At 45.6% G+C, this 21,396-nt stretch carries 20 protein-coding genes and 1 tRNA gene; all 21 read left to right on the top strand.

Annotated features, from left to right (window positions below):
* Nucleotides 1-2 precede the first annotated feature (2 nt).
* The 21 genes from PHO67_03725 to PHO67_03825 all read left to right on the top strand — a co-directional run bounded on the left by PHO67_03725 (nucleotide 3) and on the right by PHO67_03825 (nucleotide 21,389).
* On the top strand, nucleotides 3-1,634 hold the full coding sequence (locus PHO67_03725) for a GNVR domain-containing protein (protein ID MDD5546254.1): 1,632 nt from the start codon (nucleotides 3-5) through the stop codon (nucleotides 1,632-1,634).
* Entirely contained in the window at nucleotides 1,624-2,493 is an 870-nt protein-coding gene (locus PHO67_03730; protein MDD5546255.1) for a CpsD/CapB family tyrosine-protein kinase, read from the top strand. The genes PHO67_03725 and PHO67_03730 overlap by 11 nt, the downstream gene beginning before the upstream one ends.
* An 85-nt stretch (nucleotides 2,494-2,578) precedes the next feature.
* Nucleotides 2,579-3,292, top strand: coding sequence for a class I SAM-dependent methyltransferase (locus PHO67_03735; GenBank protein ID MDD5546256.1), 714 nt, complete (start codon nucleotides 2,579-2,581; stop codon nucleotides 3,290-3,292).
* Nucleotides 3,293-4,573 carry a flippase gene (locus PHO67_03740; protein MDD5546257.1) on the top strand — a complete coding sequence of 427 codons (1,281 nt, stop codon included), beginning with the start codon at nucleotides 3,293-3,295 and terminating at the stop codon, nucleotides 4,571-4,573.
* Between the two features lie 39 nt (nucleotides 4,574-4,612).
* Complete coding sequence (locus tag PHO67_03745; GenBank protein MDD5546258.1) at nucleotides 4,613-5,806, top strand: glycosyltransferase family 4 protein; 1,194 nt, start codon at nucleotides 4,613-4,615, stop codon at nucleotides 5,804-5,806.
* On the top strand, nucleotides 5,799-7,214 hold the full coding sequence (locus PHO67_03750) for an O-antigen ligase family protein (GenBank protein ID MDD5546259.1): 1,416 nt from the start codon (nucleotides 5,799-5,801) through the stop codon (nucleotides 7,212-7,214). The genes PHO67_03745 and PHO67_03750 overlap by 8 nt, the downstream gene beginning before the upstream one ends.
* The gene (locus PHO67_03755; protein ID MDD5546260.1) at nucleotides 7,211-8,356 is read left to right on the top strand and encodes a glycosyltransferase; all 1,146 of its coding nucleotides are present in this window, start codon (nucleotides 7,211-7,213) and stop codon (nucleotides 8,354-8,356) included. Before PHO67_03750 ends, PHO67_03755 begins: the two co-directional genes overlap by 4 nt.
* 25 nt (nucleotides 8,357-8,381) lie before the next feature.
* Nucleotides 8,382-9,578, top strand: coding sequence for a glycosyltransferase family 4 protein (locus PHO67_03760; GenBank protein MDD5546261.1), 1,197 nt, complete (start codon nucleotides 8,382-8,384; stop codon nucleotides 9,576-9,578).
* Nucleotides 9,579-9,591: 13 nt separating this feature from the next.
* A complete protein-coding gene (locus tag PHO67_03765; protein ID MDD5546262.1) occupies nucleotides 9,592-11,229 on the top strand; it encodes a beta-N-acetylhexosaminidase in 1,638 nt (545 codons plus the stop codon).
* Nucleotides 11,230-11,244: 15 nt separating this feature from the next.
* A complete protein-coding gene (gene wecB / locus PHO67_03770; protein MDD5546263.1) occupies nucleotides 11,245-12,381 on the top strand; it encodes a UDP-N-acetylglucosamine 2-epimerase (non-hydrolyzing) in 1,137 nt (378 codons plus the stop codon).
* 72 nt (nucleotides 12,382-12,453) lie between these two features.
* Nucleotides 12,454-13,524 (top strand): glycosyltransferase family 2 protein, encoded by a 1,071-nt coding sequence (locus tag PHO67_03775; protein MDD5546264.1) that lies wholly within the window; start codon nucleotides 12,454-12,456, stop codon nucleotides 13,522-13,524.
* A gap of 3 nt (nucleotides 13,525-13,527) precedes the next feature.
* Complete coding sequence (locus PHO67_03780; protein ID MDD5546265.1) at nucleotides 13,528-14,565, top strand: MraY family glycosyltransferase; 1,038 nt, start codon at nucleotides 13,528-13,530, stop codon at nucleotides 14,563-14,565.
* A gap of 48 nt (nucleotides 14,566-14,613) precedes the next feature.
* A complete protein-coding gene (locus tag PHO67_03785) occupies nucleotides 14,614-15,444 on the top strand; it encodes an AraC family transcriptional regulator (GenBank protein ID MDD5546266.1) in 831 nt (276 codons plus the stop codon).
* A 75-nt stretch (nucleotides 15,445-15,519) separates the two neighbouring features.
* Nucleotides 15,520-15,987, top strand: a complete 468-nt coding sequence (locus PHO67_03790) for a hypothetical protein (protein ID MDD5546267.1) — start codon at nucleotides 15,520-15,522, stop codon at nucleotides 15,985-15,987.
* The gene (locus PHO67_03795; GenBank protein MDD5546268.1) at nucleotides 15,988-16,860 is read left to right on the top strand and encodes a hypothetical protein; all 873 of its coding nucleotides are present in this window, start codon (nucleotides 15,988-15,990) and stop codon (nucleotides 16,858-16,860) included.
* 2 nt (nucleotides 16,861-16,862) lie between these two features.
* Entirely contained in the window at nucleotides 16,863-17,711 is an 849-nt protein-coding gene (locus PHO67_03800; GenBank protein MDD5546269.1) for a tetratricopeptide repeat protein, read from the top strand.
* 1 nt (nucleotide 17,712) lies between these two features.
* Nucleotides 17,713-18,552, top strand: coding sequence for an exosortase (gene xrt, locus PHO67_03805; GenBank protein MDD5546270.1), 840 nt, complete (start codon nucleotides 17,713-17,715; stop codon nucleotides 18,550-18,552).
* Complete coding sequence (locus tag PHO67_03810) at nucleotides 18,528-19,178, top strand: EpsI family protein (GenBank protein MDD5546271.1); 651 nt, start codon at nucleotides 18,528-18,530, stop codon at nucleotides 19,176-19,178. Before xrt ends, PHO67_03810 begins: the two co-directional genes overlap by 25 nt.
* 349 nt (nucleotides 19,179-19,527) lie before the next feature.
* Nucleotides 19,528-20,058, top strand: a complete 531-nt coding sequence (locus tag PHO67_03815; GenBank protein MDD5546272.1) for a PEP-CTERM sorting domain-containing protein — start codon at nucleotides 19,528-19,530, stop codon at nucleotides 20,056-20,058.
* Nucleotides 20,059-20,149: 91 nt separating this feature from the next.
* Nucleotides 20,150-21,220, top strand: coding sequence for a glycosyl hydrolase (locus PHO67_03820; protein MDD5546273.1), 1,071 nt, complete (start codon nucleotides 20,150-20,152; stop codon nucleotides 21,218-21,220).
* 92 nt (nucleotides 21,221-21,312) lie between these two features.
* Nucleotides 21,313-21,389 (top strand) — tRNA-Val (locus PHO67_03825).
* Nucleotides 21,390-21,396: the final 7 nt, after the last annotated feature.

Genomic DNA, 21,396 nt, shown 5'->3' on the forward strand with positions numbered 1-21,396 from the left:
CCATGACCATGACAACGCATGAGGACCAAGGTTCGCTACGCGATTATCTACAGATAATCTTCCACCGCAGATGGTTTTTCATGATGCCCTTCGTCATCGTCTTCTTCACTGCCAGCATAGGCAGTTTTTTTCTGCCCAAATATTACCAATCGGCAGTTCTCGTGCTTGTCGAAGAAGAAAAACCGATTAATCCGCTCGCCACCAAGGAACCGACATATGTCTCAGTGACCGGACAACCTCCTACCCTTTCCGAACAACTTAAGACTTTAACGGAAAAACTCCTCAGCTATCCCCATCTTTTAGTATTAGTAAAAACACTCGGCCTTGATAAGGGCATTGCCGATCAAGCCTCCTATGAAAAACTTCTGATGGGGATCCGGAAACGGGCAGAAGTAAAAATGAGGTCTCCCGACGTTTTCCAGATCTCATACGAAGACAAGAACCCCGTCGTCTCGAGGGACTCCGTAAGGACGCTGGTAAAGATCTTTATAGACGAGAATAAATCAAAAAAGACCGAGCAAGCCAAGGACGCCGTTAAATTCGCCGAACAGCATGCCCAGCTTTATAAGAAAAAACTCGAAGACTCGGAAAAAGCCCTTTTCGAGTTCCGGGCCCAGTATCCTATGCAGCTGCCAGGGAAGGAGCTCGATTATAACGTCTCCATGCTCACCAATTACCAGACATCGCTTACGGCCATCCAGATGAGCATAAAAGAAGCCCAGAATAAAATAGACCTGGTAAAGAGGCAATTGGCGGGCAGGGAGCCGGTCATAATAACGGCTGAGTCGATCGACCTCAATCCGGCGGTCAGCCGCCTTAATTCCAAGTTACAATCGTTGCAATCCCAGCAAGAGGAGCTTATAAAGACTACTCCTGATTCGCCTGACATCTCTTCTCTGCAGGTCGAGATGGAAGAGACGCGCGATCAGCTGCGGCTTGAGACCGAGAAACTGGTCGGCGGAGAGACCGCCCAGACCGCGCCTCTTTTTTACAAGAGGCTTGAGCAAAGACTCAGAGATGCCCAAAAAGAGGCGGATGAATTAAGGGTGCGGGAGAAGAACCTGCAGGGACTGGTCAGCGAATATGAAAAGAGGATCGAGACTCTGCCGGAACAGGACAGGAAATTAGCCCTGCTTACGAGAGATACCGAAGTAAATGACAATATATATAAAATGCTGGTGCTAAAAGTGGAAGAAAATAAGCTCGCGACATCAGAGGCCGAGGAGAAAGGGACCAAATATACGATCCTCGACGATGCCAGGCTCCCCCTTAAGCCTTCCAAGCCGCAGATCTTGTTGATCGGGATAGTCGCTTTCATATTGGGCATCCTTTCCGGGTTTGGCTGCGTATTCATGGCCGAATTCGCGGACCATTCTTTTAGGGGAGTGGAGGACGCGAGGGCATTTTTAAAATTCGAGATATTAGGAGGCGTGGCGGCCATTGTCGACCGTAACGAGGTAATGGCCCGGAATGCGAGGCAGCGCGTGGTCGGGGTAACGGTGGTAATATTGTATATCGTGTTTTTTGCAGTCGCCGCGACATATTCAAATATGAGGCAGGAAGAGGTAAAGAATAAAGTCATTGAGATAGCCAACAAAGAAAAGACTGCCGAGGCGAAACAATATGGCAAATAACGGCAACGGGTTCAAAAAATTAAGCGATGCGCTGAAAAAGGCGGCCGAAGAGAAAGACGAAGCTTTGCAGAAGGACAAAGTGCCGGTAATTACCCCCCCGCCGGCGGCGCCGGAAACGGAGAAACAGGAAGCTCCTCAAGAGGCGCCTGTGTATCAGGCCGCAGAAAGACCAGAAAGCCAAATACGTTCAACAGGGATAAGCAAAAAGATAGTGGCATACCACAATCCTGCCAGCCATATAACAGAGCAATTCCGCGTTTTAAGGATGCATGCCTGTTCATCGGAGAAGGCCGGCAACGTAAAACTAATGGTTGTTACCAGTTCCGCTAATGGGGAAGGGAAATCGGTGGCTGCGGCGAATCTCGCGGTGGTCATGGCCCAGGATTTTGGCAGGCCGGTCCTGCTTATCGACTGCAATATGCGTAAACCTGCCATCGATTCGTTACTGGGGATAAGAAGTGAGAGGGGCCTGTCCGACGTCCTTTCGGGAAACCTGAAATTAGAAGACGCGTTGGTAAAGACAGATATAGCTAACCTGGTGGTCCTGCCCGCCGGGCAGACGCCCGCAAATCCGAACGAACTGCTGGCGTCCGACAGGATGAAGGCCATTCTTGCGGAAGTAAGGCCGCAGTTTGAGGTAATAGTCCTGGATACACCCGCGGTCATACCGTTCGCCGACCCGAGGATATTGAGCAAAGTAGTCGATGGCGTTATAATAGTGGTAAGGGCGGGAAAGACACGCCGGGAAGTGGTAGCCCGAGCGGAAAGCATCCTGAAGAGTGTCGGCGCGAATATAATGGGGTATGTCCTGACAGGCGTAGAATACCATATTCCTGAGTATATTCACCGGCATCTGTAGTTTTTCAAGGAGGCGATTCGGTGAATCATAAACCAAGATCCGCAAAAAGGGGTTTTGGTTTTTTGGTTTAAGGAGTTGATTATTTATGTATGCTGGCGATGAATTAATAAAAGAATTTGTGCCGAATAATGAATGTAAACAAATTTCCTCGACTTTTTTTCTCGATTTATTATTAAAAGATACGAAAATAGAAAAAATATTAGACCTAGGCTGCGGCAAAGGAGATTCTGTAGATTACTTCAGGAAGAAAGACCCTGAAATACAATGGGTCGGCCTTGACATTCAATCGTCTCCGGAAGTCGGGGCCAGGAAAAGGACAGACGCCGCATTTGTCACATTTAACGGAAGAGAAATCCCTTTTGCGGACGGATATTTTGATATTATATATTGCAATCAGGTATTAGAGCATGCAGAGAAACCGGAAGAGCTTATCAATGAGGCGACAAGAGTATTAAAGAAAGGCGGTTTCTTGGTCGGTTCGACATCCCATCTGGAGCCGTTTCATTCCTTGAGTATGTATAATTTTACCCCTTACGGTTTCAGCCTCATGGTTAAGGCTCCTCTGAAATTAAAGGAGATAAGGCCGGGCATAGATGTGTTTACCCTCATATTCTCGCGAATATTCAAACGGGTACCACTTTTGTCTCAGCTGTTATCGAGCTATTTCGAAAATGAATCACCCTTCAATTTCATGATGACCGTAGCGGGGAAAATGACCGGCAGGTCAGATCAGTATATTAACCTTGCGAAACTGTTATTTTGCGGTCACTTCAGGTTTTTAATACAAAAAGACGGATAAATGCTCAGTAAGTTTAATATTGACAAAAAACGATTGATATCAAATTTCTTCAGCCTCTCATCGGTTGAAGCGGCGAATTATCTCTTCCCGCTTATAACATTGCCGTATCTGGTAAGAGTGCTCGGTCCGGAAAAATATGGTCTTATTAACTTTGCAGCAGCATTCATCTACTATTTTGTGCTCTTGACAGACTATGGCTTTAACCTCTCAGCTACGAGAGAGATCTCGATCAATAGGGAGGACAAACGAAAAGTATTGAGTATCTTTAATTCAGTCATGTTCGTGAAGTTTGTATTGATGGTCGTAAGTCTAATTATTATGCTGGCGATGGTGTTTTCTATACCAAAGTTCAGGCAGGATTGGCTTATTTATATAGGTACTTTTGGGATGGTTCTAGGCAACGTCCTTTTTCCCATATGGCTTTTTCAGGGGATGGAGAAGATGAAACTGGTGGCGCTTCTTAACCTGCTTGCGAAATTTATATTCGTTATAGCGATATTTATATTCGTGAGGAAGCAATCAGACTATATTTACGTGCCACTTATAACATCGTTAGGGTTTATGACGGCCGGTGTTATCAGTCTCGTAATAGCGGCAAGGCGTTTCGGTATAATCTTCCGTATGCCCGCAGGAAAAGACTGCACCTCTTCTCTAAAGGAAGGCTGGCACGTATTTATCTCGACCGTTTCTGTAAGTTTATATACGAGCAGTAACGCTTTTATACTGGGGCTCTTTACCAACAACACGATAGTCGGCTATTATAGTGCCTCCGAAAGGATAATAAGAAGCGGCCAACGCCTGATAAACCCCATATCGCAGACACTATACCCGCACATAAGCAAGCTTGTTGCGGATTCAAAAGAGAAAGCCGCATATTTTATAAAGAAAGTTATAGTGGTCTTTGGAGGAATCGGATTTGCCGCATCGATTCTATTGTTTGCCCTCGCGGCACCTATAGTGAATATAATTCTCGGAAACCAGTTTGAACAGTCAATAATAGTCCTGAAGATATTGGCGTTCCTGCCTTTTATGGATGCGTTAAGTAATATTTTTGGTATTCAAACCATGCTGACTTTTAACATGAAGGAGGCCTTGTCGAGGATATATATTTCCGGCGGAATACTAAGCATTATTCTTGCTCTGATCCTCGTGCCATTATGGAAGCACGTCGGTACGGCAATGGCAGCATTAATAACCGAGACATATATATCATTAGCAATGTTCGCCTTCATTCACAAGAAGGGGATTTTATACGCCAAAAGACAGGTAAGGCAACATTAGAGTCATGCATATGAAATTCCAAAAAAAATCGCTCGTATTATGAACATCCTGATCTTGACGGCAGACTACTATGCACAGCTTGGCGGGAAATTTACGCATATCCTTATGTTGAAGAGCGGATTAGAAGAACTCGGGCATTCTGTAGACATACTATTCCCTAAGAGAACCCCCCTCAATGCTTTAGTGATCAGCGGAGGCGGAAGGATACTGGATTTTTTCGGAATAGGTATTTACTACAGGCAAAATGCCATAAAGGCAATGTTAAGATTTTCTCTCGGGAATTTTTTGTGCAGAAAACGGATAGATATTATTAACGCGGAAGACGTAATAGCGTTTTTTGCGATTAATAGATCAAAAATTAAAGTTCCCGTGATCCTGACGATCCACGGCGAACTTGCGCAGGAGATGGAATCCGCCGGTCATATAAAATCAGCCTTCGAAAAAAAACTTTTCTTGAATATGGAGAAGAGATCGTATGAGCTCGCGGATTATACAGTTACCGTAGACACAAGGCTGAAAAACCATATTCAGGATTTAGCCCCTCTTGCTAAGTCCAAACTCCAGATAATCCAGAACTTTATTGATGTGGAATCCTTCAGGAATAGAATAGATTTGTTAAATATGGAAGAGATAAAGAAAAAAACAGGAATTTCTTCCGACAAAAAGGTGATCCTCGTCCCAAGAAGGCTCGTACTGAAATGCGGGGTAATATATGCAATAAAAGCAGCTGAGCTCATTAGAAATAAATTCAATAGATGCGACCTGGTGTTTTTGATAGTAGGAGTTGGGCCGGAGAGGAGTAATATCCTTAACTATATTAATGATAATAAGTTACAAGAGCTGGTATCCCTTATTGATGGTGCTGAATACGACAAAATGCCGGAATTCTATAAAATAGCTGAAGTAGTTTTAATCCCGTCTATTAACGTGAAAGGTTATATAGAAGCCACATCCCTGTCCGCTATAGAAGCTATGGCAGCGAATATTCCGGTGATCGCTTCCGATATAGGCGGCCTTGCGGAGATGATCAGTAACGGAGTTACGGGTATACTGGTCCCTGAGAAATCAAGCGAAGATATCGCCAAAAATATCATAAAGATCCTGGATAATGAAGATTTAAGAAACGTTATTACCTCTGCAGCCTTTGATTATGTATCAAAAAATCATTCGAACCGGGTTGCCGCGCAGAAATTCGCGCGAATATATACAAACGAGATAAAAAATAATGGATGAGCTCAAGATCAAGAAACCGCAAGAAATTTTGTCAGAAGAAAGGCCGCTGGTAGAGCTTCCGGCGCTATTAAAAATATTATTGGTGCTCGTATTTTTTTTATTGGGCATCAGTCTGTTAATTTTTCCAAGCTATATCGTGTTGGCGCTATTTTTTGGGGTCGTTACGGCCATAGGCATATTATTTAATCCATTCATAGGGGCAATTTTATTTGTCGCAGCCGCGTACCTACATCCAATACAGCTTATGCCTGAATTAAAATATTCTAATCTTACGACTGCATTCGGCTTTATAATATTTCTTGTATGGGCTTTTCATATTTTGATATATAGAGATTTCAAGGTTCCAAAGAGCAGGCAAATACCATATTTTATCGGCTTCGCGATTATTGCGACTGTCTCCTCCGCATTGCGCTGGGAAGAGAGTTCATTCTATTACGTAGACTTGCTCAAGGTATTTATATTGTATTTCTTGATCTCGAATTTAACAAAAACAAAAAAGCAAATTTCTATCATAGTAATTGTTATGCTGATATTGGGATTTCTGGGAAGCATTTTAGCAGTATATCAGTATACCCATGGGTTAGGGTTGAAGATGTCGGGCGGCATCCTTAGGGTCACGGGCTTCTCGGATAATCCCAATGATTTCGGCCTAAGCTTGTTATTGCTTATTTCGTTTAGCGTAGGGCTAGTCATGAAAAGCGGAAAATCGGCGCTTAAAATTACAGGGGCGTTATTAGTATGCGCGTATTTGTTAGGCATATTGATAAGTTTTTCGAGGGCGGTTTATCTCGGGCTGCCCGTGGTCTTGATCGTAAGTGTATGGAAATTCATAAACAAGGGAAAAAGATTTCTTACCGTCATAATCACCCTTATGTTATTTACCGTGGTGTTATTATTTTTGCCGCAGCAGTTCTGGAATAGGATCAATAGCATAGTTATGACGGGGGCAGATCCGAGCATCTGGTCAAGGTTGGACGGGGATATCGTTGGATTAAAAATGATGGCGGCAAATCCCGTAATCGGAGTAGGTATAGGGCGTTGGAAACAGGAATATTGGCCCATCGCATACGCATCGCCGTTAATAAGGACAAAGTCATCTACCGTTCCGCACAATCTTTTTATAGAAGCCGGCGCTGAAACTGGCATCACAGGCTTGATTTTGTTTAGTTTGCTGATATTCCTCGCCCTCAGAGAATCGCAGCAATCAATCCGCATATTTGAAAAGTCAAAGAATACTCTCTTGAGCGTATATTCCCAGTCGGCAAGTATAAGCTTGGTCGGTTTTCTCATATCCTCGATGTTTATTTCAGCGCTTCATGTCAAATTTGTATGGATTATATTAGGATTTATTATAGCCCTTAGGAATATCGCATCAAAAATAGAATCTGAGGATCAAGGGATAAAATGATAAAAGTGCTGCATTTGATGACAGCCTCGGAAAAAAACAGGGGGGTCGGAGGAGCGGAAACGCTGCTTTTATCGATAACGGAAAAGATGAGCAAAGAAGATATCGGATTTATTATCGCGTATACATCAGGAGGGATGCTAACCGATGATTTCAAAAAGGCGGGAGCTGAAGTCGTCCAGTTTGATACGGCAAGCCAGATAGATCTGCCCGCCGTCTTTAAGTTGGTGAAATTGATAAAAAGCAGAAATATCGATATCGTCCATTCTCACCAGCTTAGGTATGATTTCCTTGGGTCTATTGCAGCCAGGATAAGCAAGACCCCTTTTATTTTTACTAGGCATCAATCTCTAAGTGATTATCCGATTAAAAGATTCAAGAAGGCGATTTTCTTAAATGTGGATAGGTTAATTACAGTAAGGTCGGCGGATAAAATAGCAGCCGTTTCTAAATTTATTGCCGCTGACCTAATACGAAATGAATGGGTGCCGGCAGAAAGGATAGAGGTTATATACTCCGGATTAGATCTGAAAAAATACAACAAGGAGGTAAGGGTAGGGAATATAAGAAAAGAATTTTCAATAGATCCCAGGGCCCCCCTTATCGGAACGGTAGGCAGGATAAACATCGAAAAGGCCCACGACCTGTTCCTGAAGGCGGCGGCCGAAGTAATAAAGGCGGCCCCTGATGCGAGATTCATAATAGCGGGAGACGGCCCATTAAGGGAAAACCAGGAAAAGCTCTCGGAGGAATTAGGCCTGAAGTCAAAAGTGATATTTACGGGATACAGAAGAGATATTCCAGAGATAATTGCCGATCTCAACATATTCGCCCTCTCATCTCTTACCGAATCCCTGGGAATCGTAAATTTAGAAGCTATGGCCATGGGAAAACCCGTGGTCTCCTTTGATGTGGGAGGGGTCTCAGAGTTAGTGGCCGATAAGGAAACGGGCTTGTTGGTCCCTCCCAGGGATGCCGTCGCCTTCGCCGGCGCCATAATAGGCCTAATACAGGACAAGGGAAAAGCGAAAAATATGGGTTTGGCGGGAAGAAGGCGAGTAGAAGAAAACTTCACGCTGGATGCGACGGTAAAAAAATACCATGAATTATACAATTCGATTGCAGAGGGCGGACAAAAGCAATAATATGCCGAAAAAATTGAATATTCTAATGGCGACAGAGGCTTTTTATCCGGATGGGATCGGCGGGGCGCATACTTACGTCTATAATTTATCTAAATATTTGATACGGCAAGGTCACCGCGTTTATGTCATAACCATAAAGAACGGTGAAAGCGCATTAGCAGATGAGGACATCGAGGGAATCAAAGTTTTAAGATATAAGACTCCGATTAGCGGGCTCTTCCTGTTCGTTAGGCGTCCGATATGTAGCATTATAAATTCCCGACGACTGTTTTGTTCTATAGCAAAAGAAGTAAAATTTGACGTCATTAATTTTCATTTAGCATTACCAGCTTTTGGTTTAAGCACTTGCTCATTTAGCAAGGGGATTCCGAAGATTTACACTTTTCATTCATCAATGGCCGGAGATGTAGCGGTCCAGGTAAAAAAGAAGAAATATTTTCCGTCATTCCTGAACAGCCTTGTTTTCGCGGTGATCAGATCTATTGAAAAGGCGGACTTAAAATGGTGCGATAAAGTAATAGTTTTAAGCGGTTTCAGCAAGCGGTGCCTGACGGAGATCTATAAACAGGATCCCGGCAAGATAACGATTATCCCAGGAGGGGTAGATGTAAACAAGTTCATTCCCGTTATCGACAAAATGCTGCTGAGAAAAGAGCTCTCCATTCCCGCGGACAAGACGGTCCTTTTGACTGCAAGGCGCTTGGTTGCCCGGATGGGGCTCGAGAACCTGATCTATGCCATGAGGCATGTGATTGAAAAAGAAAAGAATGTGATCTTACTGATTTTAGGCGAAGGGTTTTTAAGGGAAAAGCTGGAACTGATCATAACGCAGAATGGCCTGAAAGATTACGTTATTCTTTTGGGACCGGTCGATACCGGTAAAATGAGCTCTTACTATCAGGCTTGTGATGCTTTTGTTTTGCCCACCGAGCAGGATGAATGGTTCGGGCTGGTTACTATAGAAGCGCTATCCTGCGGTATTCCGGTTCTCGGAACACCCGTGGGCGGGACTTCGGAAATATTGGGAAGCATCGATAAGGCGTTGTTATTTTCCGGGACAGGTGCTCGGGATATGGCCAAGGGTATATTGGATTTCCTCGGGAATAAGGATCGCTTTACTGGGAAGAGCCGCGAGTTCAGAAAATTCGCGGAAGATAATTACTCATGGGAGATTGTATCCCGGAAAACCGAGGATATTTATTTAAGCATCCTCGGAAAATAAATAGAGAGGTTATATGAGATTTTTTCTGGAAGTAATTATTTTGATAAGCATGATCCCAACATCTTCGGCTTCCGGTCCGGTTTCAGTAACGCCCACTCCCCAAGAAATAGAGATGAAAGGAGGGGCAGCAGTCTTATCGAACGATTGGAGCATTGTATTGGACCAGAAAGATTCCAAAAATGCACTTACTGCTAGATACTTGGCGGATAAAATTAATGACCGATTCGGCCTTATTCTTAATCTGGAAGATGTGGCCCATCCAAATAAAAAAAACCATATTGTGTTAAGTAAACTTTCCGGACAAGAGCATAATAACATAGGAGAAGAAGGTTATGTGTTGATAGCCTCAGATGGGAATATTTCCATATCGGCAAATACCCAGAAAGGTATATTCTATGGCATGCAAACGCTGTGCCAGTTGATTAAAAAAGAAGCAAACAATATAACGGTGCCGTTGCTCAAAATCGTTGATTATCCCAAGATAAAGATCAGGGCAGTGCATTTTAGCGGAATAAAGCCCGATAAAATAAAGGAAGAAATAGAAAAAATCGCCCAGCTTAAATACAATACGGCGATAATAGAATCGCAAGCTTATTTTAGCCTTGGCCAAAGCGAAAACAGGGAATTAATGGAAGAAATATTCCGTTACGCCCGCGAACTCTATATTGAACCTATTCCCGAGGTGCTTAGCTTTAGTTCAGCGCAGGGAATATTGGTAGGCGATCCTTATTCAGTCGAAGGAATACGTAACGAAAATAAAAAGCTTAAATTCATAAATGATATTGCCCAACCAGAAGAATCAACTGTTGGGCCTCTGGTCAATGTGATAAGAGACGGAGAAGACGAAATAATAGTCAGAAGCGCGGATGGGAAAAAAGTATTTTCCGAACACAAGGATTATAAAGTCATTGATGGGCAGATATCCTTTCCCTTCAGTTCGAGTGCCGTTCCCACGCAGATCATGAGGATCCAAGATGGCGAGATAGAAAATGGAGAAGAGGTCCTGGTTTCCTATACTTATTTTGAAAATAAACCCTCGTTTAATTTTCCGGATTGCGTGGCCACCTATTGTCCTTCCACGGAAAGGACATATAATGTAATGACTGAAACGATAGGGAACGTGCTTAATATATTAAGGCCGTCATATATCAGCATCGGCCATGATGAAATAAGGGGAATGAATAGGGACAATCGTTGCAGAAAAAGAAATCTAAGCAACGCGGAATTGTTGGCGGACGATGTGATTAAACTTTTTAATATATGTAAAAGCGTTAATCCGGATGTAAATGTATTAATGTGGAATGACATGCTTAATCCTTATTATAACGGCGGCAATGCTGATTTTGAAGTACAGTATGGAGGCCTGCCCGGAGAGACATATCCGGCCATAGATTGGATTCCTAAAGACGTTATCCTAATGACGGCGGCATACGATCCAAATAAAAGTTTCTGCCTGAAAAGTTGCGATTATTTTGACTCGAAGCAATTTAACTACCTTGTTGCCGGTTGGAACAATAAGCAGAACATTGCCGAGTGGTCTGAAATAGCCAAACAAAGAAGCAATTGCCTCGGTATCATAGAGACCACCTGGTATGATTGGGAAGGTAATTTTGAGAATATAAAATATGCAGCCGAAGTTTCCTGGCACTAATTTGAGGGAGGCAAGATGAAGCCGCAAAAAATTAAGGTCATCTTGATATTCGGTACGCGCCCCGAGGTGATCAAGTCCGCTCCGGTAGTGAAGGAGTTGCGGAAATATCCAAAATCGATCGAGTCCAAAGTGATAATCAGCGCACAACACAGGAAAATGGCAGACCAATTCCTAGGTCTTTTCAAGATAAAGGCCGATTTCGATTTGAATATAATGCGACCTAATCAGACGCTCTTTGACGTTACTGGGAGGTGCCTGAAAAAACTGGAAGATATTTTAAGGAAAGAGAAGCCTCATCTCGTCCTGGTCCAGGGGGATACCACTACTTCTTTTACAGCCAGCCTGGCAGCTTATTACCTGAAGATAAAAGTCGGTCACGTAGAAGCAGGCCTTCGGACTGACGATAAATACAGGCCGTTTCCGGAAGAAATGAACAGAAGGCTTGTCAGCGCCATAGGGGATTTCCATTTTTCACCAACGACGAAAGCCAGGCAAAATCTTATAAAGGAGGGGATAAACCCTTCAAGCATCTACGTCACCGGTAATACCGTTATAGATTCGCTATTGGAAGTAGCGAGGAGAAAGTTTAGATTCGATGACCCGTTTTTGCAGAAGATCTGTTCTGGTAAAAGGAAGATAATATTAGTTACCGCTCACAGGAGAGAAAGTTTCGGAAAGCCCCTGGAATCCATATGCGAGGCCCTTAAAGAGATAGCCCGACTCTATGATGTTGAAATTATATACCCTGTCCATCTCAACCCCAATGTCCAGGTGCCTGTAAGGAAAATTCTTGCAGGTATAAAAAATATCCATCTTATTGAGCCGTTGGAGTACGAGCCGTTTATTCACCTGATGAAAAGAAGTTATATAGTATTAACAGACTCAGGCGGAGTTCAAGAGGAGGCCCCTTCATTAGGGAAACCTGTCCTAGTCATGAGGGAAGTGACTGAACGTCCGGAGGGCATTAAGGCGGGGTGCGCAAAACTTGTCGGAATGGATAAGAAAAGGATAATTTCCGCCGTTAAGAAGCTCCTGAATTCCAAGCCGGCATACAACAAGATGGCCAAATCGGTAAATCCGTATGGCGACGGGAAAGCAGCGAAAAGGATAGTGAGCGTTATTTTGCACTCAAGAAAAAGGCTTGTCAGGTAGACTATGGCTGCATGGCTATTTTGGTTTTCGATAGGTCTAGTGGCGACTAGTTATTTCGGCTATCCTTTTATTATGGCCGTGTTAGCAGCTGTTTTGAAAAAGCCCTATGAAATAAAAGATATAGAACCATACGTTAGCTTGATCATTCCTGCCCATAATGAGGAAAAAGTTATAGCCGATAAGCTTAATAATGCCCTGTCTCTGGACTATCCCCGGGATAAGTTCGAAATCTTGTTAATTCTGGATGGTTGTATTGATAAGACTAAAGCAATCGCCGCGGGTTACAAAGATTCTCGGCTGAAATTAATCGAGCAAAACCCCAGAAAAGGCAAAATGGCCGCCCTGAATTTAGCAGTTCCGCAAGCCAAGGGTGATATAGTCGTATTTACCGACGCGAATTCCCTCTACGAGAAAGATGCCATAAGAAAACTAGTAAGGAATTTTGCCGATAAAAGAATAGGTTGCGTGTGCGGAGAATTAAAATATCGCAACGAATCTCTGGTAGGAGAGGGCGAAGACCTGTATTGGAAATATGAAAAATTCATAAAGACAAACGAAAGTCGCTTATATTCTTTATTAGTAGTGAACGGTTCCATATATGCCATAAGGAAAGACCTGTTCGAACCGGTCGAAGAGACCCTGGCAGATGACTTTGTGGTACCCATGGTCATAGCCAAAAAGGGATACGGCCTTGTATATGAACCTGAAGCAGTTACCCTGGAAAAGACCGCAGCGAGCACAAAAGAAGGAATAAGCCAGAAAGCCAGGATCATCGCGCAGGGGCTTAAAGCCGGTTTTGCTGTCGGCCGGATCATTGTTTTGTCAGGGCCTCTGAGATTATTTCAATTCCTGTTCCATAAGTTTATCCGCTGGTTTGTTCCCGTTTTTTTAATTATAATGTTTCTATCCAATATATTTTTACTGAACGAGCCGTTCTATAAAGTTATATTTTTGTGCCAAGGTCTATTTTACATATTCGCGGCGATCGGCCATTTACTGGAAAAAAATAACGTAAAGATAGGCATCTTCAAAATCCCGCTTTATTTTTGTGTGGTCAACTTGGCCTCGGCCATCGGTATAATCAAGTTTTTGACAGGCGGGATAAAGGCAACCTGGGAAAAAGCGGAAACAACAAGAGGATAAACCATGATCAGGTATTTCTTAACCTCATTTTTCATCTCCGCGGCGGCGGCGATCGTCTTTACCCCTATAGTCAGAAGGTTGGCGCTGGCGTTAGGGGTTGTCGACAAACCCGGCGGCCGGAAGGTGCACCGGCAGAACATGCCGACTTTGGGCGGGATAGCGATAGCCGCGGCGTTTTTCGCGGGCATAACCGTCGCTTTTAGGGCAGTGCCGGGGGCGATGGGCACATTTTCACTGAAATTTGCGGGATTATGCGTAGGCAGCGCGATCATCCTGCTGCTGGGGGTGATAGATGATATCGTACCGCTCAAAGCGAAATTGAAACTCGTCTTCCAGGTCATAGCCGCTTCTATCCTGATCGGATGCGGATTTACGGTTGAAGAAGTGACCATACCGTTTTACGGAAAATTCTCCCTCGGGATCTCCGGGGCCGTTTTTTCGATGCTCTGGATAGTCGGCATCGTCAATGCCATAAACCTTCTCGACGGACTTGACGGGCTCGCTGCCGGCGTCTCGGCGATAGCCTCGTTTTTTATCTTCCTGTCAGCCGTCGAACAGCACGATTATGTAGTGGCTTTCCTGGCTTTCGCCCTTACCGGCGCTTGCGCGGGATTCCTGCCGTTCAATTTTTATCCGGCGAGAATATTTATGGGGAATCCGGGAAGTATGTTCCTTGGATTTATACTGGCGGCGATATCCATAGTCAGTTTCCAAAAAAGTAGTACCGTGATAACTCTATTTATCCCGGTAATAGCCCTGGGCGTCCCTATAATCGATACCTTGCTTGCCATCGTCCGCCGCCTGGCAAAAAAGAAACACATCTTTCAGGCCGACAAGGAGCACATCCACCATAAACTCCTTTTCCGTGAGGAATCCCAGAGGAGGGTGGTGCTCTCTCTTTATTTCCTGTCGGTCTGTTTCGGGATGATCGCCCTGAGCTTCAGGGGCATAAAAGGCCTTTATGCTATTATCGCTCTGGGCGTCGTGATCTTAGTGACTTATAAGTGGATGAAAGATTCCGGCTTCCTCGATTTTAGGTAATTTATTATCCTTGACAAAATTGCTTAATTGTAGTAAATTTTAAGGACAATGGAATGTTCTTTAGCGATAAAAGGAATTGCCAGCACAAGGATCCTGCAGGAGCTTCAGGGCGCGTTCCTGAAGTTTACGGGCATGGAATTCTCTTTCGTGGACCTGAAGGGGAAGCCCGTGATAATCTCGCAGTATGCCGGGCATTCCTGTAAAGCCCTCCTCTCGTCGAAGAAAAAAGATTCCGCGTTCCCGGACGTCGTAACTAAATCGTGCAATTCCCTCTCCGGCTCGAAGAAACCCGTTATTTCCGAATATAATAAAACACCGCTGGCGTTCGTCCCTATAATAATAGAGGGGAACGCGATAGGCGCGGTCTTGATGTGCCCCGGCGGCAGCCAGGCCGCCAATGCCGGGATATCGAAGGAGCAATTCAAAAGCGCGGCCGAGCTTTTATTCATTTTTGTAAATTATGTGTTTAAGCATGAATTCGACTTCCTGGTCGTTTCCGATACAGACAAGCAGTATTCGCGCAACCAGGAAGCGGTCCTTAAAGCTGTAGCGTTCATAAAGAAAAACTACCACGACAAGGACATATCCCTCCAGAAAGTAGCCGCGGAAGTCGCCCTGAGCCATTACTATTTCAGCCATATTTTCAAGGATGAGCTTAAGATCACTTTTATAGAATATTTGACGAAGGTCAGGATGGAAGCTTCGGCCAAGCTTTTGAAAAACCGCAACCTGAATGTTAACCAGATCGCGTATGCCGTTGGATACCAGGACCCGAATTATTTCAGTAAAGTTTTTAAAAGATACATGAAAACCTCCCCGATCGAATACAGGAACAATATGCTGAGAAAGGGGACAGAAAAACAAATAATTACGGCATAAAAGCAACAAAACCCATTGACACTGTTTACTTTTGTGTTATACTAACCTTAATTTATTGCAGCACAAGGAGAAAGAATGTCAGAACGCAGAAAGTATAAACGTGTCGACGTGAATGTTGCTATTAAGGGTAAGCTCATCGACCCCCAGAAAAAGGTCGATATTACCGGCGACATCCTGTTGAAGGCGAAAAATTTAAATGAAGGGGGCGCTTTGCTTGAATGGCCGCGCTCCTGGGATTGCGAATCCTGCTCTAATTGCCTCGGCTGGGTGCATAATTCCACCTGCAAACTTAAGGAAGGCGGGCAAAGGGACAGCGAATTTAACAAGGATCTGGTCCCGGGGATGCATATCACTATACGTATAGTGCCGGGAAACGATATAGAGCCGGTAAATGCTTTGGGTAAAGTAAGCTGGGTCAGGTCCGCAGGAAGCGAGAGGGCAGACAGCTATAATGTCGGGGTCTCTTTCGTTGAAGATGAAAAGCAGGAACCGGACATCAAAAAGAAGATCCTGGTCATAAAGAAAAGTTTCGAAACAACTTAGATGCTGAGTTTTTCTGTCTGGTCGATAACATTCAGGATGATCGCCAAGTATCCCCGCGTCCTTATCCCGTTTTTTATCAAAGCGATATTCGAAGCCCTGGCGCTTACCGTATTTTTTTATTCACCCCGTTCGCCTTTACTGGCTATCTTCGGGCCGCCCATTACATCGTTCTTTACCACTAGGACCCCGTCGGGGGTTATTTCCGGGGCGCGTTATCTGCACTATCCCATCAACTTCGAGCTTCTCCCTACTCTTTTTTATTACGGCCAGATCTTCGTTATGATAACCGTCGGAGCGGTAATGTACGGCATGGCGATGGGGATGGTGTCACAGGCCCACTCGGAAGGCGGGGAGGTCAAGATATTCGGCAATTTTAACAGGTCCCTGAGGCGCTATTTAGCCTTGGTCGGCGTATGGCTTATAACTTTTATCCTCTCTCTCGCGATCCTGAAGCTTCCGCCGCTGATCATAACAAAATTGATGCCCCCGACGCCGACGGCGATGTTGCTGCTCCGTATACTGTCCTATGCGGGTATCGTAGTCATTTTCGTTATCGAGGCGCTCTTTATCTACGCATATCCTGCCGTCATCATCGAGCGGAAAAGCTTTTTCGGGGCCATCGGAAGGTCGTTTAGCGTCATAAGGCATGTTTTCTTGACGACGGTCGTGCTGGTCTTTGTCCCGAGATTATTTGAGTTTTTGTATGTATTCGTCAGGCAGAAACAACAGGGCCTTATGAACCTGACGGTTCCCGAGGCAACCCTCGTTATCTTAGGCGTAAGCATCGTACTCACCCTGGTCACCGACGCGCTGGTCTTTTTAAGCGCCGCGAATCTTTTTATCCTTAAGCAGGAAACGGAAAAAGGGGCGTAAAGTTGCTCAAGAAGACGATTATCATACCGTTTATTTTCGCCGCAGCCGTAATGCTGAACGGCTGCGATTCGGGGACATATTCCGCCGAAAAAAGATTCTGGCATGCTTCCAAGGTGTTCAACCAGTTGTTGAAGGCCCCGGACAAAGCGACGCCGGTCGATTACCAGAAGATCATCGACTCTTTCCGCGAGATAACCATCCGGTACCCGATGTGGCCTAACAGCGGGCAGGCGCAATTTAATATAGGCCAGCTCTATGCCATGCAGGGGAATTTTTCCAAGGCGAGGGATGAATTCATGGTCATCCTTAAGGATTACGCGGCGAACACCGATCTGTGCGCCAGGAGCCTTTTTGCGGCGGCGTTGGTATATGAGAGGGAGGATAACTGGCCCAAGGCGAAAGAAACTTTCGACAGGTTAGAAAAAGACTATACCGACACAGGGACGGCATTCCAGGTGCCGCTGCATGTCGCCGAGTATTATAAAGTAAAAGGGAAGAACGCCGAGGCGGACGCCGCTTATCTCGTTGCGCTGGATAAATACAAGAAGATGATCAAGGACAGGCCTAAGACCTACGGCGCCCTGCTTACGATCGACCTGGTGGTAAATTGTTATACCGACCAGGAGAAATGGAATGAGGCCGTGGATTATTTAGGCGGCCTCGTCAACGACTATCCTGATACCCTGCTTGCCCCAAAGGCCAAACTCATACAGGCCGCTATCTATGAGCAGAAACTCAACCAACTAGAAAAGTCGCGCGAGCTTTACGACGAAATAATCAAGAATTACTCCAAGACGCCGTTCGCGAAAACCGCCCAGCAGCAGGTCGAAAGGCTTAATAAGCCCAAATAAGATGAAGAATATTTCCAGGTATGGTCCGATAATAGTCGCGGCCCTTTTAATGCTGATATACCTGCCTACTTTTGTATGGATGAAAGCCCGTTTTGATGAAGTGGAATCGTATTATTCCCACGGATACCTCGTCCCCCTGGTTTTTGCTTACCTTATCTGGATGAAGAGGGATGAACTGAGAAAATGCGCTATTAAACCCGCCGGCCTGGCATTGCTTATTTTCGTTCCCGCGCTCCTGGTCCATCTCCTGGCCTATTTCTTCGAGATCAATTTCGTATCGGGATTTACCCTTATTGCGGCGATATTCGGCCTCGCATTGTATCTGTACGGGCCGGATATCGCTAAAAAGACGGCTTTCCCTGTCATATTTTTAATATTTATGGTCCCCCTGCCCCAGGTCATGATAATAAATATAAGTTTTAAAATGAAGATGATGGCCGCGCAGGTCGCGACAGGCATCGTTAACCTCATTGGCATACACGCCGTAAGGGACGGGAGCATAGTTTACCTTAAGCCGGACACTTCGCTGACAATAGGAAGCCCGTGCAGCGGGCTGAGTTCCCTGATCGCGCTGACGGCGTTAGGCGCGCTATACGCTTACCTGGCAAAGATGTCCGGGTCGAGGAAAATTATCCTTTTCCTCCTGTCGATACCGATAGCCTTGGCGGCTAACATATTCAGGATAGTCATGCTTCTTCTTGTGGGTTTCGCGTATGACGCGAAAGTGGCGACCGGTCCGTTTGTGCACGGTTTCCTGGCGTTCTTACTTTATATCTTCGCTATCGCAGGGTTATTAATAGTAGGGAGAATGTTGTCGTGGGCAAAAATGAACGCAACCTAATAATCGCGATCGTCATCTTAGCCGCTTGCGGGGCGTGTGTCTTCGGGATCTCTACCGTCAAAAGGGCCCCGTCCCGGGCCGTAAAATTAATGGAGTTCCCCCTTAATCTCGGCGAATGGACAGGGAAGGATATCAAGTTCGAAGATAAGGAATACGAAAAACAGGTTTACGAGATACTCGGCACAGACAAGGTCCTGATCAGGGCATACTCGGACAGGAAGAATGAGTCGGCCGCGGTACAGGTGGTCTATTCCGACCAGAAGAGGCAGAGTTTCCATCCGCCCGAATATTGCTACCTGGGAAGCGGCGCAAACGAGCTTTTAGAGACAGGCAAGGCGCAGGTCGCGCTTGACGGCGGCAAGGTTTTGCAGGTAAACAGGACAGTATACCAGACGAAAAGGGGAAAGGTGCTGATGCTCGATTGGTATACCGCCGGAGATATGATGACGGGTAATTATTATAAACAACAGATGTATTTCATGATCAACCAGCTTAAGCGCGCGAAAAGCGGGGGTTCGGCCGTAAGGGTCTGGACGCCGATAATAGGAAATGATGTTGACGCCGCGTTCGACAGGTGCCGGCGCTTGATACGCGAGATGGTAAAACTCCTTCCCGATTACCTATAAATAATACTAAAAAATAGCAATTTTTTTCTCTTGACATACTTACCCTCGTGGGGTATAGTAGCAATGTCATAAACACGTGTCGAAGCGTACACCGCAGCACATGCTTCCGAAAATAAATCGCAACCTTTTGAATAGAGCATTAGTTTAATCCGTGGATAAACACGTTTCGACGAAAGGTAACTAAAAAAGGAGGAGGTGGAAGATGGGAAAGTTTTTGTTAGTGGTATTGGTAGCGTTAATGTTAGCGTTACCAACGATGGCCCAAGCTGCTCCTGCGATATCTTCTTGGCCGGGCTACGTTTATAAAGATGGCGGCTATGCCGGAAACCTGTATTCGCCATCGGGATGGATGGGTCAGCACTCAGCCATGAGTTTAGCCGTTACCACGAGTTCTTCTGAAACGGCTGTCAGCGGCACATCAACCAAGATAAGTTTTACATCCGGTACCTCGGCTTCAGAGTGGACCGGTGTCTATTGGCTGTCGCCTGACGGCAACTGGGGTAGTGACGCTAACGGCGGTTGGAATTTGACCGGCGCGGGCAATATGACGTTCTGGGCAAAAGGCGCTGTCGGCGGAGAGAAGATGGAATTCAAGATAGGCGGTATCGCCGGGGATTACGGGGATACGCTGGCCGGTATGACGCAGACGGTTACTCTCGCTCCTGTCTGGACGCAGTATTCTTTCGATTTAACCGGCAAGGATCTAAGCCGTGTGGTCGGCGGTTTTGAATTTGCCGCCAACGATACCGATAACCCGACCGGCGCTACATTCTACGTCGATGACGTTCAATACAACGCCGTTCCTGAACCTGCGAGCCTGTTACTGCTCGGCAGCGGTTTAGTAGGGTTAGTTGGTTTGACAAAAAAGAGAAAAGCGTAAGTAAGTAGGTTATAGTTAGTGTAGGGGGACGAAGAGGGCTTCCATATTCCGCTCCAGGTAGATGGGAGCCCTCTTTATTACTTCATACTTTATGAAAATAAACTATTTAAGTCTTACAGCAGCCTTATTTATTTTACTCTATGCGCCGGCCGTTTCCGCGGAAACGGAGATCGGCGCTTTCGTGGGTAATGAAGACCACATGATGCCGTCCGCTGCCGAGGTCCAAAATTTCGAGAACCTCACCGGAAGGCACGTCAATAGCGTCCTGGTCTATTGGGCGTGGAATGACGGCGATTTCCCGGCGCAGAGCCTCAATAGCGGGGTCAGGTTCCATGACGGGTACGATACCAAGACATCGATAAATTTTACATGGGAACCATGGTCAAGGCTGGGCGGAAATGACAGCACCTTCCCCATGGACAGGATAATAAATGGCGATTTTGATCCTTATATCACTAAATTCGCGATAGACAGCCGCGTTTGGGCCGATCCGATAAGGATGCGTTTCGCTCACGAGATGATACAGGATAACGATCCGGCTACGCCGGGTTGGTATCCGTGGCAGGACAAGCCCGCAGAGTACGTCCAGGCATTCAACCATGTACGCGATATATTCAAGAAAGAGGGGGCAAATAACGTCGAGTTTGTCTGGTGCCCGAATAACTACCCGTTCGATCCCACGGTGTTAGCGCAATATTATCCCGGGAAGGAAAACGTCGATTGGCTTGGGATAGACGGCTATAATTCCGGGGAAGACGGCGATCCCGAATGGCCCTATTGGCAGAATATCGATGATATATTTTATGTGATGTACAACGCCTTTAAGAATAACCCGGAGCTGTTCGGCGACAAGCCGATAATGCTCGGCGAATTCGCCTCTGTCGAGGGAAATCAATTAGACGGCGGGAGCAAGGCGCAATGGATAGCCCAGGCTTTTAGCAGGCTCAAGCAGTCCTATCCGGATATAGACGCTTTTTATTGGTTCGACAAGCTGAAAGAGGCGGATTGGCGGATAGATTCTTCCCCCGAAAGCCTGGCGGCTTTTCAGTTAGCGATGCAAGACCCGTATTATACCTCCCACGCCGTTCCCGAGCCCGCAAGCCTGCTTTTGCTTGGTACGGGCCTTTTAGCGTTATTTTCTCCCTTATTTCCCCTTGACTAAAAACCCTCTAATCGGCTATAATCTAGCTTCACACGTGGGCTTACCCATTAGTATCTACTAGAGGGTAAGCCATGGGTGGATTATGTTTAAGTGGGCTTATAGCTCAGTTGGTTAGAGCGCTTCCTTGACATGGAAGAGGTCAGAGGTTCGAGTCCTCTTAGGCCCACCATTTTACC

This window comes from Candidatus Omnitrophota bacterium, assembly GCA_028716565.1.
Taxonomy (GTDB): Bacteria; Omnitrophota; Gorgyraeia; order Pluralincolimonadales; family Pluralincolimonadaceae; genus Pluralincolimonas.